This is a genomic window from Micromonospora sp. I033 (genome assembly GCF_053890995.1).
On sequence record NZ_JBSSLX010000057.1, the window covers coordinates 1 to 24,155 of the forward strand.

General features: G+C 69.0%; 24 protein-coding genes. 6 read left to right on the forward strand and 18 right to left on the reverse strand.

Translation table 11 applies throughout. The features are described 5' to 3' along the window. Positions 1-164 precede the first annotated feature (164 nt). The 4 genes from ACW0Q9_RS12595 to ACW0Q9_RS12610 all read right to left on the reverse strand — a co-directional run bounded on the left by ACW0Q9_RS12595 (position 165) and on the right by ACW0Q9_RS12610 (position 5,730). Complete coding sequence (locus ACW0Q9_RS12595) at positions 165-1,544, reverse strand: glycoside hydrolase family 6 protein (protein WP_456180865.1); 1,380 nt, start codon at positions 1,542-1,544, stop codon at positions 165-167. 612 nt (positions 1,545-2,156) lie between these two features. After that, on the reverse strand, positions 2,157-3,092 hold the full coding sequence (locus ACW0Q9_RS12600; protein ID WP_456180814.1) for an NAD-dependent epimerase/dehydratase family protein: 936 nt from the start codon (positions 3,090-3,092) through the stop codon (positions 2,157-2,159). Between the two features lie 86 nt (positions 3,093-3,178). Next, the gene (sigJ, locus tag ACW0Q9_RS12605) at positions 3,179-4,198 is read right to left on the reverse strand and encodes an RNA polymerase sigma factor SigJ (RefSeq protein WP_456180816.1); all 1,020 of its coding nucleotides are present in this window, start codon (positions 4,196-4,198) and stop codon (positions 3,179-3,181) included. Positions 4,199-4,422: 224 nt separating this feature from the next. Next, positions 4,423-5,730 (reverse strand): MFS transporter, encoded by a 1,308-nt coding sequence (locus ACW0Q9_RS12610; protein ID WP_456180818.1) that lies wholly within the window; start codon positions 5,728-5,730, stop codon positions 4,423-4,425. Positions 5,731-5,848: 118 nt separating this feature from the next. Between ACW0Q9_RS12610 and ACW0Q9_RS12615 the strand changes: the two genes are divergently transcribed. Then, entirely contained in the window at positions 5,849-6,940 is a 1,092-nt protein-coding gene (locus ACW0Q9_RS12615; protein ID WP_456180820.1) for a DUF5937 family protein, read from the forward strand. A gap of 318 nt (positions 6,941-7,258) precedes the next feature. Here the strand turns inward: ACW0Q9_RS12615 and ACW0Q9_RS12620 are convergent, their stop codons facing one another. Together ACW0Q9_RS12620 and ACW0Q9_RS12625 are read right to left on the reverse strand one after the other, a co-directional pair. Beyond that, entirely contained in the window at positions 7,259-7,492 is a 234-nt protein-coding gene (locus ACW0Q9_RS12620; protein ID WP_456180822.1) for a hypothetical protein, read from the reverse strand. Positions 7,493-7,633: 141 nt separating this feature from the next. Continuing rightward, a complete protein-coding gene (locus ACW0Q9_RS12625; protein WP_456180824.1) occupies positions 7,634-9,028 on the reverse strand; it encodes a hypothetical protein in 1,395 nt (464 codons plus the stop codon). 48 nt (positions 9,029-9,076) lie between these two features. Here ACW0Q9_RS12625 and ACW0Q9_RS12630 point away from each other — a divergent pair, with 48 nt between their 5' ends. Next, entirely contained in the window at positions 9,077-9,838 is a 762-nt protein-coding gene (locus ACW0Q9_RS12630; protein ID WP_456180826.1) for an alpha/beta fold hydrolase, read from the forward strand. A 294-nt stretch (positions 9,839-10,132) separates the two neighbouring features. Then, positions 10,133-10,537 (forward strand): four-helix bundle copper-binding protein, encoded by a 405-nt coding sequence (locus ACW0Q9_RS12635; protein WP_456180828.1) that lies wholly within the window; start codon positions 10,133-10,135, stop codon positions 10,535-10,537. A 96-nt stretch (positions 10,538-10,633) separates the two neighbouring features. Here the strand turns inward: ACW0Q9_RS12635 and ACW0Q9_RS12640 are convergent, their stop codons facing one another. The 5 genes from ACW0Q9_RS12640 to ACW0Q9_RS12660 all read right to left on the reverse strand — a co-directional run bounded on the left by ACW0Q9_RS12640 (position 10,634) and on the right by ACW0Q9_RS12660 (position 14,103). Further along, complete coding sequence (locus ACW0Q9_RS12640) at positions 10,634-11,308, reverse strand: DUF6766 family protein (protein WP_456180830.1); 675 nt, start codon at positions 11,306-11,308, stop codon at positions 10,634-10,636. Positions 11,309-11,391: 83 nt separating this feature from the next. Further along, entirely contained in the window at positions 11,392-11,730 is a 339-nt protein-coding gene (locus ACW0Q9_RS12645; RefSeq protein ID WP_456180832.1) for a hypothetical protein, read from the reverse strand. Positions 11,731-11,940: 210 nt separating this feature from the next. Beyond that, complete coding sequence (locus ACW0Q9_RS12650) at positions 11,941-12,312, reverse strand: hypothetical protein (RefSeq protein WP_456180834.1); 372 nt, start codon at positions 12,310-12,312, stop codon at positions 11,941-11,943. Between the two features lie 572 nt (positions 12,313-12,884). After that, positions 12,885-13,271: a DUF302 domain-containing protein gene (locus ACW0Q9_RS12655; protein ID WP_456180836.1), complete on the reverse strand. Its 387-nt coding sequence runs from the start codon at positions 13,269-13,271 to the stop codon at positions 12,885-12,887. 151 nt (positions 13,272-13,422) lie between these two features. Then, positions 13,423-14,103, reverse strand: a complete 681-nt coding sequence (locus ACW0Q9_RS12660) for a hypothetical protein (RefSeq protein ID WP_456180838.1) — start codon at positions 14,101-14,103, stop codon at positions 13,423-13,425. Positions 14,104-14,519: 416 nt separating this feature from the next. Here ACW0Q9_RS12660 and ACW0Q9_RS12665 point away from each other — a divergent pair, with 416 nt between their 5' ends. Continuing rightward, positions 14,520-15,287 carry a DUF4396 domain-containing protein gene (locus ACW0Q9_RS12665; protein WP_456180839.1) on the forward strand — a complete coding sequence of 256 codons (768 nt, stop codon included), beginning with the start codon at positions 14,520-14,522 and terminating at the stop codon, positions 15,285-15,287. Between the two features lie 198 nt (positions 15,288-15,485). On the opposite strand, the gene ACW0Q9_RS12670 is transcribed toward ACW0Q9_RS12665, so the two are convergent. The 3 genes from ACW0Q9_RS12670 to ACW0Q9_RS12680 form a co-directional block, all read right to left on the reverse strand. Continuing rightward, complete coding sequence (locus tag ACW0Q9_RS12670) at positions 15,486-16,481, reverse strand: cytochrome d ubiquinol oxidase subunit II (RefSeq protein WP_456180841.1); 996 nt, start codon at positions 16,479-16,481, stop codon at positions 15,486-15,488. Beyond that, complete coding sequence (locus ACW0Q9_RS12675; RefSeq protein WP_456180843.1) at positions 16,478-17,905, reverse strand: cytochrome ubiquinol oxidase subunit I; 1,428 nt, start codon at positions 17,903-17,905, stop codon at positions 16,478-16,480. The genes ACW0Q9_RS12670 and ACW0Q9_RS12675 overlap by 4 nt, the downstream gene beginning before the upstream one ends. A gap of 144 nt (positions 17,906-18,049) precedes the next feature. After that, positions 18,050-19,000 (reverse strand): NADP-dependent oxidoreductase, encoded by a 951-nt coding sequence (locus ACW0Q9_RS12680; RefSeq protein WP_456180845.1) that lies wholly within the window; start codon positions 18,998-19,000, stop codon positions 18,050-18,052. A gap of 294 nt (positions 19,001-19,294) precedes the next feature. On the opposite strand from ACW0Q9_RS12680, the gene ACW0Q9_RS12685 reads away from it, so the two are divergent. Continuing rightward, positions 19,295-19,762 carry a YkgB family protein gene (locus tag ACW0Q9_RS12685; protein ID WP_456180847.1) on the forward strand — a complete coding sequence of 156 codons (468 nt, stop codon included), beginning with the start codon at positions 19,295-19,297 and terminating at the stop codon, positions 19,760-19,762. A 289-nt stretch (positions 19,763-20,051) separates the two neighbouring features. Here the strand turns inward: ACW0Q9_RS12685 and ACW0Q9_RS12690 are convergent, their stop codons facing one another. From ACW0Q9_RS12690 to ACW0Q9_RS12705, 4 genes are all read right to left on the reverse strand, one after another. Further along, positions 20,052-20,486 carry a GNAT family N-acetyltransferase gene (locus tag ACW0Q9_RS12690; protein ID WP_456180849.1) on the reverse strand — a complete coding sequence of 145 codons (435 nt, stop codon included), beginning with the start codon at positions 20,484-20,486 and terminating at the stop codon, positions 20,052-20,054. 160 nt (positions 20,487-20,646) lie between these two features. After that, positions 20,647-21,591 carry an NADP-dependent oxidoreductase gene (locus ACW0Q9_RS12695; RefSeq protein ID WP_456180851.1) on the reverse strand — a complete coding sequence of 315 codons (945 nt, stop codon included), beginning with the start codon at positions 21,589-21,591 and terminating at the stop codon, positions 20,647-20,649. A gap of 145 nt (positions 21,592-21,736) precedes the next feature. Further along, positions 21,737-22,225, reverse strand: coding sequence for a GNAT family N-acetyltransferase (locus ACW0Q9_RS12700; protein WP_456180853.1), 489 nt, complete (start codon positions 22,223-22,225; stop codon positions 21,737-21,739). A 98-nt stretch (positions 22,226-22,323) separates the two neighbouring features. Continuing rightward, the gene (locus ACW0Q9_RS12705; RefSeq protein WP_456180867.1) at positions 22,324-23,241 is read right to left on the reverse strand and encodes an NADP-dependent oxidoreductase; all 918 of its coding nucleotides are present in this window, start codon (positions 23,239-23,241) and stop codon (positions 22,324-22,326) included. Between the two features lie 426 nt (positions 23,242-23,667). On the opposite strand from ACW0Q9_RS12705, the gene msrB reads away from it, so the two are divergent. Beyond that, a complete protein-coding gene (gene msrB / locus ACW0Q9_RS12710; protein ID WP_456180855.1) occupies positions 23,668-24,147 on the forward strand; it encodes a peptide-methionine (R)-S-oxide reductase MsrB in 480 nt (159 codons plus the stop codon). Positions 24,148-24,155: the final 8 nt, after the last annotated feature.

Below are 24,155 nucleotides of genomic sequence, written 5' to 3' on the forward strand. Positions count from 1 at the left end.
TCGAAGACATCCGCCACCGGTGCACGGCGAGGCCGTCTCCGCGCATGCGGTGACGTTCGCTCACCCGTCACTCCGGTACGGGCCGGTCCGGCCCGTACCGCAGAACGGGGACGGGCCCGGCGCGGAGGGTGATCCTCCGCGCCGGGCCGCGGTATCGGGTGGGGTCAGCCGGCCGCGCAGGTGGCCGTCGGGCCCGGGCCGGTGCCGGTGCCCTGGAAGCCGAAGTTGGTCGACTGCCGGGCGCCGACGTGTCCGTTGTAGCTCACGCTGGTGAACCGGACGGTTCCGCTGGTACCGCTGGCCTGGGCGTTCCAAGCGCCGGTGACCGCGGCGCCGCCGGGCAGCGTGATGGTCACGGTCCAGCCGTTGATGTCCGCAGAGCCGGCGGTGACCGTCACGCTCGCGGTGAAGCCGCCGGACCACTGGTTGACCGCCACCGACGCGGAGCAGCCAGTACCGGTCGGCGGCGTGGTGGTGGGGGGAGCCGTGGTAGGCGGCGCGGTCGTCGGCGGTGTCGTGGTCGGGGGAGCGGTGGTCGTCGGCGGCGCGGTGGTGGGCGGGTTGGGCGCACCGTTGGCCAGGCTGTAGGCCAGATCGGGCTGGAACGAACCGGCCGTGTAGCGGCAGCCGTCCGCCTCCCCCGGCGGCTTCACCCAGAGGTACGCGTCGATGTTGCCGTCGCCGGTGTTGGTCGTCGGGTACATCCCGATGCGCCGGTCGGTGTTGTCGTCGGCGCACCAGTCTCCGCTGGCACCCCCGTTGCGGCTGGTGTCGATGACCTGGTGCTTGCCCGGGATGCCCAAGCCGGCGAGGGCGGAGATGACCGCCCGGCCGAAGTTCGCCTCGCTGGAGGTGGAGTTGAAGTTCGAGACGTTGGTGAAGAAGCCGTCGGCGTACTGCACGCCGGCCGCCCGGAGCCGGTTGGCCTGCTCGCCCGCGCTGTTCCAGGTGGAGTGGCCGCCGTCGAGGTACACCTTGGCGTTGGGGTTGGCCGACTTGATGGTCTGGGTGGCCGTCGTGAGCGCTTGGTTGCGCGCGCTGATCTCGCCGCCGCTCAGGCACGTCTGCAGGGCGAGTGAGTCGGTTTCCAGGATGATGATGACGGTCTGGTTGCCCAGTCCTCTGGCGAAGTTGGACACCCAGGTCTGGTACTGGTTGAGGTCCGGCGCCCCACCTGCGCTGGCCCCGCCGCAGTCCCGGTTGGTGATCTCGTACACCGACAGCACCGGGATCTGCTGCGCCGCGTTGGCGGCGCCGACGAACCCGGAGACCTCGGACTGGACGGTCGACGGGTTGAAGTTGGCGAACCAGCGGGCCTGCGGCTGACTCGCGATCTTGTCCCGGATGACGGCGGCACGAGAGTCGCCGGGGTTGGCGGCGACCCAGCGGACAACGGCCGAACTGGGGTCGCGGTAGAGCGATCCGGACACCGTGCCGGCGGACGCGCCGCCGACCGCGAGGCAGACGCCGGCGGCGGCGATGCCCGCGACTGCCGCCACACTGATGGCCGCCGATCTGCGGCGCCGGCGGGAGAGGATAGCCACGACGTGTTTCCTCCTGATCACATAGATGTGTCTAAGTTCATGGGAGCGTTCCCATGGACGGTAGCGGAGGCGCGCGCCGCTGCCAAGATGTGAAGACTCGTCGTTGAGGCAACGGCCGCGTTTGTGTGTCAAAGGCTCGCGCCGGTCCGTGCGACGGGACCGGCTGCCGCCGGTTTGGCGGCCGGAGATGGGGGAGCAGGTGGGGAGCAGCCGGGTGCGCTGAACAGCGTTGAACGACGCCCAATGGCACTGGGCGGCATTCAGCTGCACCCACTACGACCTGAAGTTTCCTGTTTCTGCTGTTCAGAGTCGGTGTGGCGTTCTGCTTCACCCGGCTTGCAAGCGAGGGGCCGAGCGCAACCCGGTGGACAGAGGATCGACGGGGCCTCGACACTCGGGCATGTGATCGACATGCGAGACGTCGGGGTGCGGGTTCTAGCCGGTGACCTGGCTGGCGAGGAGCTGCCGATGGTTGCGGCCCAGGCGCTTGCGGAGGGGCAGCGATACCTCGCGCACGGCCGAAGGGCAGCCATCCTTGCCGGATGGTTGCCCTTCGGCAGGCGTCCGACCCTCCTGATACCTACTGAGACGGGAGGATCGGCGCTCAGTTAGTCACGGCGCCACCTGGAAGCCCTGGCGCCAGGTGGGGTGGGTCGGGTGCCAGCCCAGTTCGCGCTTGGCCTTCGCGTTGGATGCACCGCGCAGCTCGGTCATGAGCACGACGCCGGCCTGTCCGGCGGCCAGCCGTCCGATGAACCGCGGTACGCGCATCGGTTTCTTGGCGCCCAGCATCGCCGCCAGTTCCGGCAGCCACTCGGCGACCGGGGCGGGGTCGTCATCGACGATGTTGTAGATACCGCGGCCGCCGTTCTCCACCGCTGCGACGGTGGCCTCGGCAGCGTCGGCGATGTGAACGAACGACCACACCCCGCCGGCGTCGCCGACGACCGGGAACTTGCGCTTGCGGATCATCTCGAGCTGCTCGGAGCCTGGCGCCATGGAGGTACCGGGTCCGTAGAACGCGCCATAGCGCAGTACGAGCCCTTCGGTCCAGGCGGCGCCCAGCACGGCCTTCTCCAAGTGTTCGATCGCGGCGATCATCGGGGCCATCTGGCTGACCGGTGCGCGGTCGAGGGGGTCCTGTTCGTTCTTGACCGGCCCGCCGGTCCGCGTGTAGGTGAACGCGCCGTTGCTCTGGGCGACGAACCGTCGTACTCCTGTGGCGCGTGCGGCCGCGAGCAGGTTGTCGGTGCCCTCGATCCGCAGCCGGTCGGTGGCGGCGAAGCTGCGGTCGAAGTGGCGGGTGTCGATGTGCCCGATGGCGGTCAGCTGATTAACGATCACCTCCGGGGCTGCCTGGCGCACGGCAGCATCGACCTGGGCGCGATCCAGCGCATCGGCGATGACCGGTACCGCGCCCAGCTCTGATGCCCTGGCCTTGTTGGATTCGCTGCGGATCATGGCGAACACCTCGTGTCCCGCATCGACCAGACGCGGCACCAGTTCCTTGCCCATCGCTCCGGTCGCTCCCGCCACCAGCACTCTCATCGTCGGCTCCCTTGCTGTCCGGTTCGGATCTGCCACTTGAACCGGATGGCCCGCCCGTTCCTGACAGCAGACGACGGTGACACACGTCACAGCATGAGCAGGTGCTCCCCATGGTGGGCCGCCGCCCACAGCTCGGTCGCGCGTTCGAGCTTGTCGGGGTTCGCCTGGGTACGGCAGGCAGCGATGCCCTCGGTGGTGACCTCCAGGCACATGATGGCGACGACCCGGCCTTCCACGACCGCCACAACGGCGGGTTCACCATTGGCGGCCCAGGCGTAAATCTTGGGCGCGCCGCCGACGATGGCGCGCTTGGCCTCTGCGGGCTTGAACAGGCCCCACAGGAATTTCGCGACCGCGACGGCTCCCTCGAACGCCCTGGTGCGTGCCGGAACCTTCCCTCCGCCGTCGCCGATGGAGATGGCGTCCTTGGTGAGCAGGCGTACGAGCTCATCGGTCTGCCCACTGGTGGCGGCCGCGAGGAACTCCTCGACGATCCGCCGGGCGGCGGCCTGGTCGATTTCGGTGCGGGCCTTGCCGGCCGCGACATGCTTCTTGGCGCGGTGAAAGATCTGCTGGCTGGCCGCCTCGGTGATGTCGAGGATCTCGGCGATCTCCCGGTGCGGGTAGTCGAAGGCCTCCCGCAGCACGTACACGGCCCGCTCGTTGGGGGACAGGCGCTCCATGAGGGTGAGGACCGCGTACGAGACCGACTCGCGCTGCTCAGCGGTGTCGGCCGGGCCGAGCATCGGGTCCCCCGCGAGCAGCGGCTCGGGGAGCCATCGACCCACGTAGGTCTCGCGGCGTGCCCGCGCGGAGGTGAGCTGATTGAGGCACAGGTTGGTGAGTACCTTCGTCAGCCAAGCCTCGGGGACCTCGACGCGGTCTACGTCGGCGGCCTGCCAGCGCAAGAACGTCTCCTGCACGACGTCCTGCGCCTCGTCCGCGGAGCCGAGAAGACGGTAGGCGATGGCCTCCAGACGCGGCCTCGACAGCTCGAACCGGTCGACCTCATCCACCGTCAAAGGCATGACCTGATCATATTTCCGCAATGCCTCCAGCTGATCACGGCCCCACTCGTGGATCGAGGCCAGCCGGACAGCGAACACGCTGCTCCTCCTCACGAGGATTGGCCCATCCTGCCGGGCAGCAGGTCGTCCGGTCGGATGAGCCAGTAGAGCATGCCGATGTCGCCCCACCAGCTTCCCGCGGAGTGCTCAGTGTCGACCCAGATGGTGACTGGGGCGCCGGCGAGGGCTGGGCCGAGCCACGCCTGCTGCTGGGCGACGGTCAGGTTGGCACGACCCGAACGAGCTGCACCGACTGGGAACGGTCAGTGGACGCGGTGATCGACATGTCGACCTCGACGGGGGCGGCTTCCTGAGGGCCCGCCATCTGCCACGGCATGACTCATGGACTGCTCACGCGAACGATGCAGACGATGCGGGCGAATACCCAGGCGCACCGTCACTGCGCCCAGCAGGGTCGCGGCGGCCAGCGGCAGCCACAGCGCCGCCGCACCCAGGCTGAGCAGACCGGTGATGATGATGGGATCGACGGCCCGGGCCAGGCCGTAGCTGAGTTGCCAGCGGGCGAGCGCGCGCCCCATCAGGTGCGGCGGTGCCGACTCGATCACCAGCGGCACGCTGCTGCCGGTGTAGAGAATTTCACCCAGCGTGTAAGGCACGATGACCAGCGCGACGAGCACCGTGCCGGGGCCGCCGCCGGTCGCCCCGCCGAGCCAGAAGGCGAGGTAGGAGGCGGCGAGCAACAGGCCGGACCAGAACAGCACGGTGCGGTGCGGCCACTTCGCGAGGCGCACTGCCACGACCAGCTGCAGCGCGATCACCATGACGGTGTTGGCGACGAAGATGCCCGAGGGCCACGCCAGGGAGGCGTGCAGGCCCTGCACCAGCAGCAGCGGCAGGGCGATTTCGAGGATGTCGGCGTAAAACGCGTACGGAATGCCGGCCAGGGCCAGGACGGTAACGGCGCGTAGGCCGGCACCGCGCGTTTCCTTCGTCGCCGCAGGCGCGGTGGGCGGCGGAACATCTTGATGGGGCAGCGGCACCCGGGCGATCACCGCTGCGCCGAACGCGCACCCGAGCGCCGTCGCCAGCGCGAGCCAGCGGAGCACCTCCGGCCCGGCCGCGACCAGAACCGTGCCGAGCAGGGCGCCGGCGCCCAGGCCGGCGTTGCGCAGTGAGCGGCCCGCGGCCAGCGCCGCCGCACGCTGGGCCGGGCCGGCCAGCGCGGCGACCAGTGCGGAATTGGTGGGTGGAGCGATCTGCGTGCCGACGCCGATGAGCAGCGCACCGATCGCGAATCCGGCGATGCCGGGCACCAGGGCAAGCAGCAGCGACCCCACCGCCCGCACCAGTAGCGCAGCGACGGAGGGGGCCCGTCGCGCCCCGCGGTCGATCCACCATCCGACGAGCGGAACGGCGCCGAGGCCGGCCAGCATGCCGACGGTCAGCGTCATGCCGGCCTGCGGCGCGCTGAGCCCGATCAGTACGGCGTAGATCACGATGAACGGGCGCAGCATCCCGGAGGTCGCTGCCTCGACTGTGGCGCTGAGCGCGTAGCGGCCGCCGCCCGGGATGCGGACCAGCTCACGAAGCGTCGTACGGGTGGTCGTCACGGCTCCGATCGTCCGGCCCTACCGCTGCGAAGGGGCCGAGGTTGGGCAGCGTCGTCAATCCATGCCTCGTCGATTGACAAACGACGTCAATCGGTCTGCCCGGGCGCGGACCCCTGCCATGATCGGTACCGTGGTCACCTCGGTCGACATCGCCGGCGTACCAGCCGATCGGATCCGGATAACGCCGTCACCGCTCGCGGAGCTCGGCGCGGTGCTGCACGTGCTCGCGGAGCCGCAGCATCATCCGGACACCGCCGCGGCGGTGGCGATGATGGCGGCTGCCCTTCCCGCAGAGCTGGCCCCAGACCTCGAGGAATTCGGTCTGCTCTGGCACTCCGGCCGGGCCGACTTTCTGTTCCCGTCCGATCCACGGCCGAGCCTGCGCGAGGAACTGGACGACGTCGACCGCCTGGACGACGAGCGCTGGGTCGCCGCGGCGCTCGCCGCCCATCGGGCCGTCTCACCGGCGCCGCGAATGTGGTCGCCGCTGCGTGACCCGATCGTGCGGCAGCGGGCGCTGGCCGCCGCCCGCGCGCGAGGCCCGCGGCAGGCGGCGTGGGCCGAGCGCGTGCTCGCCGATCCGGCCGCCGAGCGCGAGCGGGTACGACGCTTTCTGCTCGCCTGCGAGTCCGCCTTCTTCGACAGGGTCTGGAAACGGGTTCGCCCAGCGCTCGCCGAGGAAGCCGACCGTCGACGCTTCGACCTGGCCCGCGAGGGCATCGGTGCCCTCGGCCGGATCTCGCACGCAATCGGCGTCGACACCGAGCGCGGCATTCTGACGATCGACAAGCTGCAGGACCAGACCGCAGACGGTCGCGGCGGCGGGATGACGCTCATCCCGAGCGCGTACGGCGCACCGCATATGACCGTCGTGTACGCGCCCGGCTGGCTACCCGTGCTGCAGTACCCGGCACCGGACTGGAACCCGCGCCCGGTGTTGCGGGTGGACGAGCTGGATGCACGGCTGACCGCCCTTGCGCACCCGCTGCGGCTACGTTTCTGCCGCACGCTCGCCCGAGGTCCGCACACGACCGGCGAGCTGGCCGACTTGTGGCGGGTGACGGCGCCGGAGGTGTCCAGGCACCTCGCGGTGCTGAAAGCGGCCGGGCTGCTGATCTCGGCGCGCCGCGGCCGCTACGTGACGTACCGCCTGGACATGGAGGCCTGCTCCGGCCTGGGGCAGCAACTGGTGGACGTCCTCGGGCGCTGACCAGCCAGGATGAGAAGCGAGCTGCGCCACGCAGCACCTGGTCGCCCTCGCCCTTCATTCCATCCGGAGCGCCGCCGTGCAGCGCAGTGGCCGAATCATGCGCGTCGCCGCTCATCCGTCCCAAGGCCGTGGGGACCGGCCGCAGCAGGTGGCGGGTGGAAAACCGGCGAAGTGTGCTCTGGTGTACGGCGCAGCTCACCTCAATGTTGTCGCCCGCGGTGACTCGGGGTAACCGGCTGGCGCGTGGACCCATCACCACCGGCTCGACCGCGGCGCCGTCCCTGCCCGCTATGGCCACCCGTCCGCTGGCTGGCCGATCTACCCGCACCCCTCGGCCTGGAGCCACTCCGCAAGAGCCAGTACGCAGTAGCGCTCCAGCGCCTGGTCGGTCGGCTCGCCGTTCGGATGGAGATCGTCCGGCTGCACCACGACCCGGGTCCATACCCGCGGGGGCACCTCCGGCGACGCGGTACGACCCCCGGCCGCCGCCGCTTCCGAGCGGACAAGCAGCCGCTCGACGTTCTCCGCCGTGCAGTACGCCGGGAGTTCCAACTCATTCAGAAGATCGAGAAGTCGCCGAGCGTACTGGGGCAGGTACGGCACCAGCGGCTTCGGCCCGGGCCATCACTGTTCAGCGCGTCTCGCGGAACCAGCCACACGTCGCGCCGGGTCCGGCGCCCCCAGACACCGTACTCAGGTGGCATGAAATCGTATCCGCGAGTCTCGGCCTCGCGCATCGTGCACGAACGTTTCGAAGGCGGCCAGGGGCAGGGGCTTCGGTATGGGGTGGCGGTGCGGTATTGCGCGTACCGCGCGCTGGTAGTTGAAGAACACTTCCGGGTCGTTGGGATACCGGTCCGGTGAAACACCTGCGAAGACGCCGGCGACGCGGGCTCGTCGTAGCAGCTCACGCCATTGGTCGGCGCTTGCGGTGCCCACCGAGTCGACGCCGTGGCAGAACAGCCCGAGGTGCAGGTAGTCGTATTCGTCGCCGCTGTCCAGATAGCGATGTACGGCGTCGAGGGACGGCTGGACAGGGAACGCCGTCCAGTAGGGCACGGCGGCGGTGCGTTGCGTCCACCACGGGTCGAGCAACATGAACGAATCGATCAGCAGCCGGTCGCCCGGTAGGCCGCGTTGCCGGTAACGCCAGCGGTACAGGTCGGCGATCAACGGGCTGAGGTCCTCGGGCCCGTCGAACACCAGTCTGCTCAGTCGGTAGCCGTGGCGGTGCGCGAAGGCGGCGATGTCGTCGCGTAGCGCCGGCTCGAAGCCCCACTCCGCTTCGGGGCTGTCCGCGTCGGCTCTCGGCGCCTGCCAACTGCTCACCGGGGCGCCATAGCGGTGGAGGTATTCCCTGACGCGTGGCCCTCCTTCGCGGTACTCCTGCGGTGACATGCCGCCGACGGCACCGAACTGGAACACATGCCGTGCTCCGATGCGGGTCGTGGGCCACCGCTGGCCGCATTCGGCTGTCAAGATGACGCCGCCGGGTTCGAGGACGTCGGCGAGGAACTTTTCGTACGCCCGACCCAGCCGGGTGCGTTTAACCCGAAAGTACGCCATTCGGCGCAGCGTCAGCCGGTCCTGGCTCGGGTCATGCATGTGATGCAGCACGAGATCGGGGTTGCCGTCGAGCAGTGCGCGGGCGGTGGAGTCGAAGGCGTGCGCGGCCCGCACCGGATCGTCGGGCGACACCCGGCGCTGGCGTACCGGCAGCAGCAGCGTCTGCGGCAGCCAGGGCACCCCCAGTGCGGCGCAAAGGTGAATCAGTGCACCACCGGAGGATCCGATCACCACCGCGGGGTAGCGGCGGCGTGGATAAAGCCCGGCAACCGAATCCGCCACGGTCTCAATGTCGATTCCGGCGACCTTCGACTCGGGACGCCCCTCGGCGCCGCTGAACACACTGTAGATCCACTCACGGGTGCGCAGCGGCAGCCTGGCGGCAACCGTGGCGGCCGGCCGCAACACCCGCAGCGCCGGATTGCCCAGCGGTGGCGTGTCCTGCCCGCCGAGGAACCGGGCCAACGCCACCACCATTGCCGACGCGGAGTCGAAACCGGCGATTTCTCGGGGCAACTTCATGGGCACCTCCGGCCGATTCATGCCCGCCCACACGGGTACCAGCAGGCCATGCCCCAGTTCCCGCGCGACGTGACCACGTCATACCACGACGGGATCCTGGGGCGGATGCGAAGCCGCGCAGTCGGTGCACCGCGACCTGACATTTCCGAGGTCGTGCTCGTACAGGGCATGGCCGTGGCCGACTACCTGCTACCGGGCCTGGCCGCGTTCGGCCAGTGGACCCGCGCGCATCTGGTGGAACTGCCCGGATTCGGCGGCAGCGGCGAACCGCCGCACGAACTTTCGGTACCCGAGTTCGGCCACGCCGTAGCCGACTGGCTGACCAAGCGAGACCTCGGACCAGTAGTCCTAGCCGGGCATTCCAGCGGTACCCAGGTAGCAGCCGAGGCCGCCGTACGCGACTGCGGCGTCGCCGGGCTGGTGTTGGCCAGTCCCACCATCGATCCCGTCGCCCGCGGCCCGCTGCGCCTGCTCGTGCGCTGGCAGCTCGACGGCCGGCACGAACCACCGGGCCTGACCGAGACGCACCGACCGGAGTGGAAACGGGCCGGCCCGCGCCGGCTCGTCCACCTGGTACGAGCTCACCTGCGCCATGCCATGGAGCAACCCCTGGCGCGACTGACCGTGCCGCTGCTGGTCCTACGCGGCAAAGAAGACCGACTGAGCACCCGGCAGTGGGGGCGACGACTGACCACCATCGTCCCTGACGGCCGCTACCGGGAATTCCCGGGCGCTCACACATTCCCCTGGAGGGACCCGCAGGCATGGTCGGAACCGGTACGCGCGTTCGCCCAGATGGTGCGACCGTAGCTTTGGCTTGCCCGCAGCGGCAGTGCCGCGGCGGCCCGGAAGCCGATGCCGACGAGTCTGCGCCGGGCGAGCCGGTCGAAGGCCACCCGTCCCAACACGATCCGGCCGACAGTGGACGATCGGCCCGCCGAGTACCGCGACCAGCCAGGCCGGCCGCACAGGGCCGCCCGGGTGGGCCAGGACGATCGAGGGTCGTGCCCGCCGGGCTTCCCAGCCATGCCGTGGCCGCCTCGAGGTGTGCGTCGGACATGAGCGGGTAGGGCGGCAGGACGCCTGGAGAAGGAGAGGATCCTGATGCCGAGCACCATGCCGATGCTGGAGACATACCCAAAGTCGATCAACCTTGACCGCGCGAAGTTGGCGGCAGCGATCGACACCCTCAACGACTGCGCCCAGGCCTGCACCGCATGCGCGGACGCCTGTCTCAGTGAGGACATGGTCGGCGAACTGACCAAGTGCGTACGGACAAACCTCGACTGCGCCGACATCTGCACGACCACAGCTCGAGTGCTGTCCCGGCACACCGGCTACGACGCGAACATCACCCGCAGCCTGCTGGAGGCCTGCGCCACGGTGTGCAAGTCGTGCGGAGACGAGTGCGAGGCACACGCCGGCAAGCATGAGCATTGCCGGATCTGCGCCGATGCCTGCCGCGCCTGCGAGCGGGCCTGCCGCGACCTGCTCGCCACCATCAGCTGACCGTGTCGACGCCCGGCGCCACCGCCGGCGCGGGCCCCGCCCACGGTGTTACCGATTGGCTTCGCACCATCAGCCACCCGGCATCTCCCGATCGGCTCAGCCCTCTACGCCGGTGGCGGCGTGCGCCGCACCTACCGGCTTGGACTGCGATGACCCGCGCTGTCGCAAATAGATCGACAGGACCACCATCGACGTCACGGCCAGCAGTTCCGACTGCCAGTTCTGCAGTGTGCGGTTCCAGAAGTCCGGCTCAGTCAGATACCGGCTCCAGGGAACCGGATCATGGAGATTGCTGAGCTGCTGTTCGTTGTACGAGGCGACGCCGGCGACGTACTGGGCCAGCCACGACAGCAGGAAGATCGCGCCCATGACCAGGCCCAGCGAGTGAGAGTACAACGCCTGTCGCAGGCCACCGGCCCGCGCCCACGCTGGCGAGGTGTCGGTGGCGTGGGAGCCGACCATCTGGTCCTCGGCGGATTCCCGGCCAGCCTTGTGGAGTTCCTTGGACTCCGGTGAGCCTTTCTGCAAGAGCCAGACTGTCAGGAAGATGTAGAGGAAGAACTGCAGATACTCCGACTGCCAGTTCTCGGTGACGTCGACGGCAAAGCTCGCCGAACTGATGTACCGGCCGAGGGACACCGCTGGCAGGCCCTCGGTGAGCTGCTGCTGGTTGTACTGTGCGTGCCCGGCGAACGCCTCCCCGACCAGCACGGCGAGGAACAGCAGGCCGAAAGCCAGCCCCAGGGAGTTCTCGCGTAGGAACTGCTTCACCGGTGCAGCACCCCCAGCGCGGAGAAGTAGACGAGGCCGGCGGCGACCACGAGCAGCAGCAGCACGAACTGGAGTCGCATGGCTCAGCCACCCTGGAGCACGCAGTCGTAGGGCTTCTCGCCGCGCGCGGTGCAGCCGGCGGCAACGACGCGCCAGCCGCCGGGGAAGACGCCGAGGAAGACGGTGTCGACGCTGAGCCGTACCTGTGCCCACTGGCCGTAGACGCGGCTGGCGGAGACCGCACCCGGTTCCGGCAGCTCCTCGTCCAGGATCGCCTGGGCGCAGGGCCTTCCGGCGGACTGCTCGAGCCTGGCGGCGGTGTCGGGCGCCAGGACGGCGCAGGCCCCGGCCCCGTTCCGATCGGTAACGGCCCTCAGCATGCCCACGGCGACGCCAGCCGCCGCGTCGGCGCGGTTGGTCACCGAGCCGCACCCAGCCAAGGTCACCACAGCTGTTGTCGCGGCCACCACAACCGATACGACCCTCATACGGCGCTACATCCCCGCGGATGGCCTCGCTGAACCACAGGACCAACCGGCACTCGAAGATCGGCCACGCTCGCCGCAACGGGCCGTGCCGGTTGCCGTGCGAGGGGACTCCGTGACCCGCATCGCCTCGCCAGGGCGTCGCCGTCATCGCAGCGCCTTCAACGCGATGGCGGTGACCGTACCGTAGGCCAGGTGGGGGACGAGGTCGGTAAGCCAATCGGCGGCCGACCAGGAGCGCGGGTCGGTAACCTTGAGCACGGTCATCGGGGCGTTGGAGGCGATCATCGCCAGTCCGGTCAGCGCCAGCGCCGACACGGCGGTGGGCAGGCGACGGCCTCCCGCCGCGCTGAAGACCGCGGCGGCGGCCACCGAAGTGGCGTAGCCGAGCAGGGGCCCGACCCCCGACTTGCGGTTCGCGCTCGTCTGCTGGTCACCGAGGTCGACGCGGGTCAGGTCGGCCAGGCGGGCGACGCTGTCCTCGCCGGCGCTGCTGGCGGGCCTGGCACGCACCGCCATGTTCAGGTAGGTGACGGCGTTGAGGGCGGACGCGCCGGCCGCGCCGGCGATGAGGGCTCTGCTGCTCGCCTCCTACCCGTCCGCATCACGATGACACCGGTGACCGGCGAGCGTCACCGTCGTGACCGGCAGGTGCGGCGACGTTTTGGGCCGTGAAGACTCCTGCGACCGGCGATTGAAGGTTGAGGGCGCCCAAGTTGTCGTTGTCCACGTCGAGCTGGAACGACAGCATGCTCCCCGATCCCAAGATCCCCGACCGGGCGTGAACAACGGCCACCGCGACTCGTCGGCCAACCGCGGCAGCCGCGCCGTGATCGCGCCCGGCACACCGTCCACAGCGGCGCGGACGATCGCGTCCAGGTGGCCCCGTCTCCGGCGACGAGAACCTGCTGTCGGCCGCCAGAGATCGCACCCGTCGAAGGGCCCCAACCGGCTCGGCCGAATCACCCGAGCGCCTCGATGTCGTCGAGGGCCGGCGTCGGCTCAGGCGGGAACGCCACGGCTGCCGCGACAGGAGCGGGGGTGGTTGAGGCCAGCTGAGGCGCACGACGGCCGGTGGCTGGCTCGGCGCCTCAGCGGTTCTCCAGTGCGGCGGCGACAATGTCCACCGGCGCCTTGAAGGGGGCGAGGCTCTCTTCCGGCAGGGAATAGCGTTGCGCGAGGTAGGTGGGATCGGGCCAGGCGACGAGAGCCCCAGGACGGCCATCATCGCGGACCATGACTCGCAGCGGCAGATCCAACGCGATCTCGGGAGTCGTCTGCATGAGTGGAGTACCGGCTCGTGGGTCGCCGAAGATGATGACCTGTGTCGCCGGCAGCTCCAAGCCTGCCTTTCGGGCTGCAGCGGAGTGGTCGACCACTACGGCGACCGAGATGCCTCGACGGTCCAGCTCGGCGTGAATCGCTGCAACGGTCTGGGCGACATTGAGGCTGCTGCGGGTGGTGGCGAGCCCCAACACGTTGCCTCCCGGACGTGGCGCAGTTGCGCCCCCTCTGATCCTGCGACAGGTGGGCCACGCTCCGCCGCGAATCCTGTAGATCGCTCGGCCCGGAAGCCACGATCCCCGGCCGCCTGATCGCCGGTCGATGCGACCCGGCGGTGGAAGGCGCTCACGCGTCGGGCTGCCCGCGTTCGGTTTCGGCTCGCTCGCGGCTGAGGAAGAAGGCGCCGACCGCGCCGGCGAGGGTGCCGAACACCGCCACCGAGTATGCGGCCAGGAACAGCTCCAGGACCTGCGCGAAGCTGTCCTCCGCCCGCAGCGGCTCACCGGTGATGGTGGTGAGCGCGGCGTCGTGCACCGCCCGGCCGAAGCTGCGGTAGGAGCGGGTAACCGTGAGCAGTTGCCCCGCAGCGAGAATGACGGTCAGCGTCACCACGGCGAGCCAGGCCAGCCGATCGGTGAGAAGCCGGCCGGCGGACCGGGAGCCACGGACGGCGGCGGCGACGACCCCACCGCCCCGGGCAGCCCGCAGAGCGCTCGCCGCCCGGAGGAACCGCAGGAAGGGCACGGCCAGGAAGATCAGCTGCCACCAGTGGTGCTTCCAGAACTCACCCGCGCAGTGGCGGGCCAGCCAGGCGCGCAGGGTGAACTCCGCGACGAAGACCGCCCACAGGACCCAGCTGGCCACCGTGAGGGCCGTGCTGAGTGGCTCGTCGTGAACGAAGGCCTGCGCGAGCACGAGGAGCAGGAAGAGCAGCCCGAGTACGCCCATCGGCTTGTCCAGCCGCCGGGCGAGACCGTTGAGCCGCGCGTCGTCCTCCCGACCCTGCCGCCGGAGATCACCGGTCATTGTGTCTCGCAGCGTACCTGGATCCCTGCCTGCAACCGGCCACTCCGGCTTCCGCGCCGGCGCATCAGCTGGCGCAAGGCTGCCTCGACGGGGCGCTGGCGAAACTCTGCCACGAACAGCCGGTCCGGGGTTGCTGGGCGGTCTAAGACTGCGCGCCGGGGACGTTGCAATGGTTGTGGCTTTCTGGACACACGGCTTAGCCGTGCTCGACCGGGGTTCGCGCTTCCTCCCGACGCGACCCGCGCCGTGGAGCCGCGCCAAGGTAAAGGCACGCGTAACCCGGTGCGGCATTGCTCGGTATCGGGCTCATTGTTTAGCCCACAAGGCGGGATGTTGTGCAGGGGCGATGCCGCATGCCTCGCCGCCCGATGTGCTCTCATGTTTGAGGCGGCATCTCGGCTCGCCTTCCTCGCCTGGTGCCGGAGTTCGTCACATCCGCCGCCACCGACATTGCATTGAGTGCCCTGGAGCGAACGGAGATGATGGTGCAACCGACGTGGCTCGTGATGCTTGCGTGGGCTTCGCTCTTTGTGGTGTTGGCCAGCACCGTCGTTGTCGTTGTTGACCAATTTGTTCTTGGATATCGTCAGCCGGCCAAGATCATGGAGATAGTCTGGCCGGCAACCGCCCTCTACCTTGGCCCAGCAGCCGTCCTGACCTACAGAAAGTGGGGTAGGCCCCAGTCTCCCCGGTGGCTGGACCGGCACGGCACCCCACCCCGGACGTCGCGACATGCTCCTACGACAATCCAGACCTATCATTGTGCGACGCACTGCACCCTGGGTGTCATCATTGCTACGCCTATCACCTACGGCGTTGGTTTCGAACTGTTCGGCAGCACACTGTGGCCCGAAGTCGTCGGCGACTATGTAGGTGCAGTGGCCATTGGCATCGCATTTCGCTACTCTGCCGAGGCACGCACGGGAGGTCGAAGAGCGTGGGCCGCAATACGGAAATTTTTCAAAGCCGACCTGCTGACCGTGTCCGTCTTCGAGCTCGCCCTGTTAGGTTGGCTGGCGCTAATGCATCTTGTTGTTTTCCATGAGACCCTCCGGCCTGGTAGTCCGGTGTTTTGGCTCATTATCCAGGTCGGGCTGATCATCGGTTTCTTCACCGCTTGGCCGCCGACATTGCTGCTGATCCGTCGCGGCGTCAAAACGGAATTGCTAGGCGCGCCGCAGTAGGTGGTGATGCGCCGACGCCCTCGGCCGGAGGGGTGCACGTTGAGCCTGGTGTCGCGCAGCACGGCGAACGCCAGCGCGACGGCGGGCAGCTCATTCCACCGTGCGGAGGCGGCGTAGGGCGGATGGATGACCGGCGGCGCTCGGATGGGCTGGACGGTTGGCCGCGGTCCGGCCCGGCGCCAGCGTGAACGGAAGCAGTCAGGTGGTGTCCAGATGACCTCGCTGATGCAGGACGAACAGCAGCGCCATGGCCGGCACGACGAGCAGGAGCGCCGCAGCCGCGACAAGGGTGAGCGATGCCAGGGTGGCGTCGGGAGCCGCGGCCTCGCCGATGCGTAGGTGGGTGCCCAGCAGGTACGGGTACTGCGCGACGCCCCAGCCCACCACCACCGTGCCGGCCGCGCCGACGGCGAGCACCTGCAGCAACCGGGGCGCCGCCCGGTGAAGCAGCGCCAGGCTGGCAAGCCCGCATGCCGCTGAGGCCAGTACCAACGGCAGGCCGCGGCCGATCAGCCCATCGAACAGGCGCCCGGCGTCGGCGTGCAAAATGGCGATCCCCGCCAGCGCCACGGCGCCGGTGACCACGGCGGTGGCCTGGGCCCGCCGGCGGAACCAGCCCTCCAGGCGGGCGTCAGCGCGCGTACGGGCTTCGGCGGTGAGGAACACCGCGGCGACGAACGCGCACACCCCGACCGCGAGCACTCCGCCGAGCAGCGACGTCGGATTGACCCAGCTCGTCACGGGATTCCCCTGCCCGTTGGCGGGCACCCGCCCGGAGGCGATTCCACCGGCGACCGTGCCGAGGAAGAACGGCGTGATCGCCGACGAGGTGGCGAACGCCGCCCCGGTCGCCCGCTGCTGGTCGGTCTTCACCACCACCTTCCGGAACGCGAACCCGCTGCCGCGAACCACGATGCCCAGGGCGGCGAGGCCCAGCGGGATGTAGAGCGTGGTCATGATCGCGGCGAACGCGGACGGGAAGCCGGTCCAGAGCATCACCAGGCAGAAGATCAGCCACACGTGGTTGGCCTCCCACACCGGGGCCAACGTCTGATCGATCAGGTGCCGTGAGTTTCGCCCACGTCGCGCACCACCGGCAGTGAGATCCCAGAACCCCGCACCGTAGTCCGCGCCGCCGAGCACGGCATAGGCGGTGACCCCGATGAACAGCACGACGGCGGCGAAGGTGCTCACGCCTGCCCTCCCGCGGGTGCGGACTGCGAGGACCGAGCTGGGCCGTAGGGCACGTCCGTCTCGGTCGCCCCGCCCTGGTCGCGCCAGCGGCGGCGCAGCAGCCGCAGGACGTACACGGTGGTGGCGCCGACCGCGACGTACAGCGCGACGGTGGCGGCGAAGAACAGCCACAGGTTGCCGGACGTGGTGACCGCGTCCCGGGTGAGGAGGTGACCGGTGACCGTCCATGGCTGCCGGCCGACCTCGGTGACCACCCAGCCCGCCTCCAGCGCCACCACCGCGAGCACGCCACTGATCGTGGTCGCCCGCAGGAACCATCTGCTGCGCGGCAGGTCACGGCGGCGCCACCAGGCCAGGGCGTACCAGGCGGAGAGGCCCAGCAGCGCCGTGCCGATGCCGACCATGACGTCGAAGCTCAGGTGGACGATCGCGACCAGGCGGTCCGGTGGTCGCACCTCGGCGGGGATGGCGTCCAGACCCTGGATGCGGGTGGACGGCGAGTAGCCGGACAACAGCGACGCCCCCGAGGGAATCTTGATGCCGCCGTGCACCTTCCCGTTCGCGTAGTAGCCGCCCAGCACCTCCGGCACGTGGGTGCCCGTGGTCGCGACGGCCTCGATCGCGGCGAACTTCGCCGGTTCGTTCCGGTAGACCTCGCGCGCGGCGATGTCGCCGACGACGATCTGCAGCGGGGTGACCAGCGCCGCGACAGTCAGCGGTATCGTCAGGCCGAGCCGGTGGTACCGGTCGCGGCGGCCGCGCAGCATCCCGGCGGCATACACGCCGGCCACGACGAACCCAGCGACCATGTACGCGGCCAGCAGCATGTGGATGGCCTCGAACCCGAATGCCCCGTTGAAGATCACCTCCAGCGGGCGGACCTCCTCGATCTTGCCGTCCCGCATGGTGAATCCGCCCGGCTGGTTCATCCACGCGTTCGCCGCGACCACCGACAGCGTGCCACCGATACCGGACAGCACCACCGGCACACCGCTCCAGAAGTGCGGCCATGGTCGCATCCGCTGCCACCCGAAGACGTAGATGGCGACGAAGATCGCCTCCAGGAAGAAGAACAGACCCTCGATCGCGAACGGGATGCCGAACGCCGCGCCGTAGGTGCCCATCAGTCGCGGCCAGAGCAGCCCGAGCTCGAACGACAGCACCGTCCCGGAGACCGCGCCGACGGCGAACAGCACCGCCGCCACCTGCGACCAGCGGCGGGCCAGCAGCAGGGCGGTCTCGTCGTTCCGACGAATGCCCCGGGCGTTCGCGATCAGCATCAGGAAGGTGAAGGCCACCCCGAACGGCACCAGGATGATGTGGAAGCCGAGGGTGAAGGCCATCTGCTCGCGCGCCGGCAGCAGCTGCGCCGAATCGGCCGGCACCAGGCTGGCGCCGACCGTCACCAGTGACAGTCCAGGCATGGCCCGTGCTACCCGGTCAGGGCGGCCGGAAACGTACCGATGGGGTGAGAATCAGGCAGAGTGCAGGGTAGCGGTCAGCTACCCCGTCGCTGCCCCGACCGAACAGCGGGGAGCAGGTGCCCGCAGCGGCACCGACAGCAGTGGCTAGTCAGCGACGTGGATGACGATCTTACCGCGGCGTTTGGCCGTCTCGAGCGCCTCGTAACCGGAGCGCGTCTCCGTGAGGGGCAGCACGCGGTCCAGCACCGGCCTCAACCGGCCGTCATCGACGAGCTCGGCGATGGAGCGCAACGCGTTCCGGTCGGGCTCGACGATGAAATACACCCCGCGGACGCCGTGCCGGGCTGCTTCCTGCTCATCGGGTGGGGTGACGAGAGTGACCAGCACACCGCCCGGTTTCAGGACTGACCAGGACCGCGACTGCGTGGTTCCGCCGACAAGATCAACGACCACGTCCACGTCGCGAACGTGATCCTCGAAGCGGTCGTGCGCATAGTCGATGACCTGCTCGGCGCCCAGACCCTTGACGAATTCCAGGTCGGCCGCCGCCGCCGTGGCGCTCACGCGGGCACCGAGACCGGCCGCGAGCTGCACCACGTAGATCCCCACGCCGCCGGCGCCGCCCTGCACCAGCACGTGCTGACCGGCCTGCAGACCGGCGTGGTCCACCAGGGCCTGCCACGCACTCAGCGCGGCCAGTGGGAGCGCCGCGGCGTGGTCGTGGTCAACGCTGGCGGGTTTGGCGGCCAGGACGGCCGCGGGCAGGGCGACGTACTCGGCGGCCGCGCCATCGCGGGTGAAAGGGATCAACCCGTAGACGGCCTCTCCCTCAACGGGGCTCTCCACCCCCGCCCCGCACGCCGCGACGACGCCGGAGAACTCATGCGACGGGATGATCGGAGTGCGCTCAGGCCCTGACCCGTCCGAGCTGTGCGTCCATGTCTGCGGCCAGGTGAGCTCCGTAGGTGTCATGGAAGCAGCCTTCACGGCCACCAACACCTCACCAGGCCCCGGCTCAGGCCGCGGCGTCTCCTCGTACACGAGCTGCTCCGGCCCGCCTCTGGTGTGAGCCCTCACGGCGTGCATCGTGCTCATCCTGCTCCCTCTCGACGGCATTCCGGTCAGCTCGCCGGCCGTCCCTGGGGAGAAACTGCAGGCCGACTCCCGCATTATCTGGCGGTTCGGCAGCGCGCCTGTGGGACTTCCGTAACCCTTGCCCCTTCGGTTCAGAAGCGCGCTGCATCGGGGCCTCCGGGGCAGCAGCACGGGGCGGTCGTGTGGGGGACGTCGGCGTGGTGACGAGCGCGCGCCCTCGGTGCGTGTGGCGGGTCGAAGCGGGTAAAGGTCCCCAGCACGCCGACCGTCGACACAGCGACCTAGGAGCGAGCGATGGGCACACGACACGCCTCGGCCGATGACCTCGCATCCGTAGGCCTCTCGGTCCTGCGCTCCGCACTGGCGACGAACATCTTGTGGATCGGTGCGCTCAAGTTCAAGCAGTACGAGGTCGAGAATGACGAGCCGCTGATCACCTCGAGTCCGCTGTTCTCGCGGTTCCGCGAGAAGCTGGGAGCCCAGAAGCTCAACCGACTCATCGGGCTCACAGAGATCACCGTGGGCTCACTGATCGCCGCGAAGCCACTTGCGCCCAAAGCGTCGGCGATCGGTAGCTTGGGAGCGGTCGGGATGTTCCTCACCACGCTCAGCTTCCTGGCCACGACGCCCGAGGCTCGGCAGGAGAGGCAGGGGATCTTTAGCCTTTCCCTGCTGGGGCAATTCGTCTTGAAGGACACAGTGCTCCTCGGCGCCGCCCTCCTGACAGCTGCCGACTCGCTGCGCTCCGCCCGCCATCGATAAGCCCTCTCGGGAGCGCGGTCGCTGCGCAGCGTTCTCCGTCGCCATGAGTGGGCCTCCACGACGCGTTCAGCGTCGAGCTCCGACCAGACGAGAATGCCGCCGGCAGCCATGTCCGATGGCAGGCCGTGCTGAACGGGCGCAACGCCGCGGACAAGCCACCGGGAGGTCCCGTCACCGCCTGGCTGACCGCCGCCCCCAACCAAGAGCGGGGCGTCGACAGTGGAACGCAGGGTCTGCTGCGTTGATGCCCCGCCGCTCTGGTCTCACTCATCCTCCCCTTCAGGGCTGTTCACTCCCGACAGCGACCCATGCTTGGCTTCTCTGATTCGCGGGTCTCCGGCGTGCGGCCCGTGGTCTCAGCGACGGCTTCTCTGAGCGCCGACTCGGCAGCAGCACGATCGGAGTAGCCGGGGTGTCGGGCGTCGATCAGATCGGCATAGGCGGTCGTTCGCGAGAGGTAGTCGACCACGAAGGGGCAGATTGCGGTGATCGTGCCCTCGCGGGCGCGGATCTCGTCGAGTACTCGCCGCACCATCGCGCCCGCCACGCCCTGGTGTTGATGACTCGGCTCGACCTCGGTGTGCCGGAGGGCGTACCGGTTGGGCCTCAGGTGGGTGTAGTAGAGCCAGCCGACTAGCTCGCCGTCGCGGAAGAGCTCGAAGCGGCCATGATCGAGGCTGTCGATCAGCTCCTCGGCTACCACTGCCTGTCCTTCACTGCTCATCGGCTCACCCTTCCAAGGTCCCGCCCCGGTGAGCCTGGTTGATCACTGGTGCCATGGGCTGCATCGATACGTGCCTTCCTTGGTCTGACCGTCCCAGAGTCTCTGGAGGCCCACGTAGCTGACGTTGATCCAGGCGGGCCCCATTGCTGGCTCCGAGTCCTCACGGACGAACGCGGATGACGGTCTTCCCCTTGGTCCGCTCGGTCGGGTTGAGGACGGCGACGGCGTCGTCGAGGGCCGCCACGCTGCCGATGTTCGTCCGCACGCGTCCGTCCCGAACCCGCCGGGCGATCTCACCCAGCTGGGCGCGGTCGGACACCACAACGAAGTCGATCGCCAGGCCGTCAGTGGGCCGCGCCTGCGGCGGCCCCGTGACGGTCACGAGCGTTCCTCCGGCTCGAACCAGACCCGCGGACCGCTTCTGGATGTCGCCGCCGATGACATCGAAGACGAGATCGACTCCACCGACGTCTTCCAGGGCGTCGTTGTCGAGGTCGACGAACTCGTGCGCGCCGAAGTCGACTGCGATCTGCCGGCCGCCGGCACGTCCGGTGCCGATGACGTAGGCACCGGCCTGACGGGCGAGCTGCGTCGCCATCGAACCGACTGCGCCGGCTGCGCCGTGCACCAGGACGGTCTGCCCCTCCAGGAGGCGGCCGTGATCGAACAGCCCCTGCCACGCCGTCAGGCCCGCCATCGCGACGCCTGCGCCCACCGTGAAGTCAACGTCGCCCGGCAGCGGCGCGAGGTTGCGTGCCTCGACGACGACGTACTCCGCCAATGTGCCGTCGCGAGTCCAGTCCGTCAGGCCGAACACCCGCTGTCCCACCGACAACCCTGTTGTTCCATAGCTGAGGGCGGTGACCACCCCGGCCACCTCGTGGCCGGGGATCGACGGCGTCCGGTCACGGCCGAAGCGATCGACCCAGGTCGAGGGCCATTCCAGCTCATTCCCGGTGAATCCCGACGCATGAACGGCAACGACGACATCGCCGTAGTTCGCGCCCTCAAGACTGGCGAGCCTCGCCGTGTCCGGCTCGGGCCGCTCCATCAGCCTCATCCCCGCCGTTCCCGCGGCCCGGTCCGTCACCACGATGGCTTTCATCTGACTACCTCTTTCCGTAACAGCCCCCGTCCATCCGCGCCCCTACGGATGGACCCAAGTGATCTCCCTGCCCAATGGCCTTCGGTCGCGCGGCCACGCGATTGCGCCGGTAGGTGGGGCCCATCCAGGTCGTTAGCAGGTGGGTTCAGGGCGAGCGGGTGTGACCCTGGGATGCTCCCGGGTGCTCGCGGTCGATGAGGTCGGCGTATCCGGGGTTGTGCTCGATGAAGGTACGCACGATCGGGCACATGGTGGTGACCGTCTTGCCTTGCACACGCACGTCGTCCAGGACGCGTCGGATCAGCTCCCTGGCGATGCCCTGTTTGCGAAACTCGGGGATCACCGAGGTGGCCAGCAGCACGATTCGGTCGTCTCCGGCGACGTTGTAGGTCAGCCCGGCCACCTCTCGGTCCCCGACGATGGCCTCGTAGATGCCGAGTTTCTGGTCGTTGACGACCTGGAGGTCAAGCGCAGGGGCGTGGGGCTCGGCGATCACCTCCTCGATGAGGACGCTCTGGTCCTGGTTGAGGGTGCCTTTCCCGTCGGGTTGTCCGGCCTCGGCGGGGTGCGCGAAGGCGGAGCGGGTCGGCTCGGCAGCGTCGGTCATGGAGGGTGCGCCTTCGTTGAGGGTCATCAGATCACTTCCGGGTCGTGGCGGTCGCTCGTACTCGCCCAGCCGCATGTCGTCGATGGAAGGCGAAGGCCATCGACGTACTTCTCGCTCCGGGGTCCTTACGAGCGAACGCGGATGATCGTCTTTCCCTTGATCCGCTCGGTCGGGTTGAAGGCGGCAACGGCGTCGTCGAGGGTCGCGACGGTGCCGATGTTCGTCCGCAGCCGACCATCCCTGATCCGCTGGACGACCTCACGCAGTTGCGCGCGATCGGCCTCGACCACGAAATCAACCGTCAGGCCGTCCGCCGGCTGCGCTTCGGGCGGGCCAGCAATGGTCACCAGCGTTCCTCCCGCTCGGACCAGACCCGCAGAACGCTTCTGGATGTCGCCACCGATCACGTCAAAAACAAGATCGACGCCGGCGACGTCCTCCAGGGCGTCGTTGTCGAGGTCGACGAACTCCTGCGCGCCGAAGTCGAGCGCGGTCTGGCGGTCGGCGGCACGTCCGGTGCCGATGACGTAGGCACCGGCCTCCTTGGCGAGCTGGGTCACCATCGAGCCGACTCCACCGGCCGCACCATGTACGAGGACGCTCTGCCCCGCCTGGAAGCGGCCGTGCACGAACAGTCCCTGCCACGCGGTCAGGCCCGAGATCGGCAGGCTCGCGCCCACCGTGAAGTCGACATCGCCGGGCAGCGGCGCGAGGTTGCGTGCCTCGACCGCGACGTACTCCGCCAGGGTGCCGTCGCGGTTCCAGTCCGTGAGGCCGAACACCCGCTGTCCCACAGACAGTCCCGTCGTGCCATACCCGAGAGCGCTGACCACTCCCGCCAGCTCGTGCCCAGGGACCGACGGCGTCCGGTCGCGGCCAAGGCGATCGGTCCAGGTCGAGGGCCACGTCAGCTCACCCGGAGTGAATCCCGACGCATGAACCTGAACCACGACGTCGTTCAGCGCCGGTTCCGGCTCAGGCCGCTCCACCAGCGTCATCCCGGCCATCCCCGCAGCCTGGTCCGTCACCACGATCGCTTTCATGGGAATTGTCTCCTCGGTCATCTGTCGCTCTGGTGCAGACGTTTCAGGCAGGGAAACCCGTTTCGACAGCTAGTGCCAGGGGTTACCGGACGCAGCCGGCCGGCCTGGGCAACGCCGGCCACGTGCATCGATGGGCGCGCGTCGCTCACGACGAACGCGGATGATCGTCTTCCCAGCCGGACGCCCCAACCTAGTCGCGGTATAACTGGTCCGTCAAGTCCAGTCTAGGGGCCAAGTGGGTGCTACAGTGGGAGCGATGCAGCCCAGGTAGTTTGCCGCGATGACGGCGCTCGGCCAGCCGCTTCCGGGCGCATTCCCCGGACCGCATGGTCCAGTCAACGGAGGGCTAGGAGAGTGCGACCGGCGCATAGAGGGCGCTTCACCTGATTCGCCAGCTTCGTGCCGAAGGGCCCGGAAGGGAGAGCAGTGCACCAGCAGGCCGAGTACCACAAGAACCCGGAAGCCGTTTCGCGGCTGAACCCGGAGCAGTACCGCGTGACACAGCAGGACGGCACCGAGCGGCCGTTCGCCAACGCCTACTGGGACAACCACGAGCCCGGCATCTACGTCGACGTCGTGTCCGGCGAGCCGCTGTTCGCATCGGTCGACAAGTACGACAGCAACTCCGGCTGGCCGAGCTTCACGAAGCCGATCGCCGAGGAGAACGTCGTCGAGCGCCAAGACTCCAGCCACGGGATGATCCGGACCGAGGCCCGCTCGCTGCACGGGAACAGCCACCTCGGCCACATCTTCAACGACGGTCCCGTCGACAAGGGTGGACTGCGCTACTGCATCAACTCCGCGTCACTGCGGTTCATCCACCTCGACGACCTGGAGAACGCCGGGTACGGCGAATACCGCACCCTGTTCACGAGTGACACCAACGCTGACACCGACGACAAGTAGGGAGATGA

Coding starts and splice junctions, on each gene's coding strand:
- ACW0Q9_RS12675 (WP_456180843.1), bottom strand. CDS start 17,905: ATGCCTGGACTGTCACTGGTGACGGTCGGCGCCAGCCTGGTGCCGGCC.
- ACW0Q9_RS12680 (WP_456180845.1), bottom strand. CDS start 19,000: ATGAGCACGATGCACGCCGTGAGGGCTCACACCAGAGGCGGGCCGGAG.
- ACW0Q9_RS12630 (WP_456180826.1), top strand. CDS start 9,077: ATGCCCCAGTTCCCGCGCGACGTGACCACGTCATACCACGACGGGATC.
- ACW0Q9_RS12685 (WP_456180847.1), top strand. CDS start 19,295: ATGGGCACACGACACGCCTCGGCCGATGACCTCGCATCCGTAGGCCTC.
- ACW0Q9_RS12660 (WP_456180838.1), bottom strand. CDS start 14,103: ATGACCGGTGATCTCCGGCGGCAGGGTCGGGAGGACGACGCGCGGCTC.
- ACW0Q9_RS12635 (WP_456180828.1), top strand. CDS start 10,133: ATGCCGAGCACCATGCCGATGCTGGAGACATACCCAAAGTCGATCAAC.
- ACW0Q9_RS12615 (WP_456180820.1), top strand. CDS start 5,849: ATGATCGGTACCGTGGTCACCTCGGTCGACATCGCCGGCGTACCAGCC.
- ACW0Q9_RS12625 (WP_456180824.1), bottom strand. CDS start 9,028: ATGAAGTTGCCCCGAGAAATCGCCGGTTTCGACTCCGCGTCGGCAATG.
- ACW0Q9_RS12705 (WP_456180867.1), bottom strand. CDS start 23,241: ATGAAAGCGATCGTGGTGACGGACCAGGCTGCGGGGATGGCCGGGATG.
- ACW0Q9_RS12650 (WP_456180834.1), bottom strand. CDS start 12,312: ATGGCGGTGCGTGCCAGGCCCGCCAGCAGCGCCGGCGAGGACAGCGTC.
- ACW0Q9_RS12700 (WP_456180853.1), bottom strand. CDS start 22,225: ATGACCCTCAACGAAGGCGCACCCTCCATGACCGACGCTGCCGAGCCG.
- ACW0Q9_RS12600 (WP_456180814.1), bottom strand. CDS start 3,092: ATGAGAGTGCTGGTGGCGGGAGCGACCGGAGCGATGGGCAAGGAACTG.
- ACW0Q9_RS12690 (WP_456180849.1), bottom strand. CDS start 20,486: ATGAGCAGTGAAGGACAGGCAGTGGTAGCCGAGGAGCTGATCGACAGC.
- ACW0Q9_RS12695 (WP_456180851.1), bottom strand. CDS start 21,591: ATGAAAGCCATCGTGGTGACGGACCGGGCCGCGGGAACGGCGGGGATG.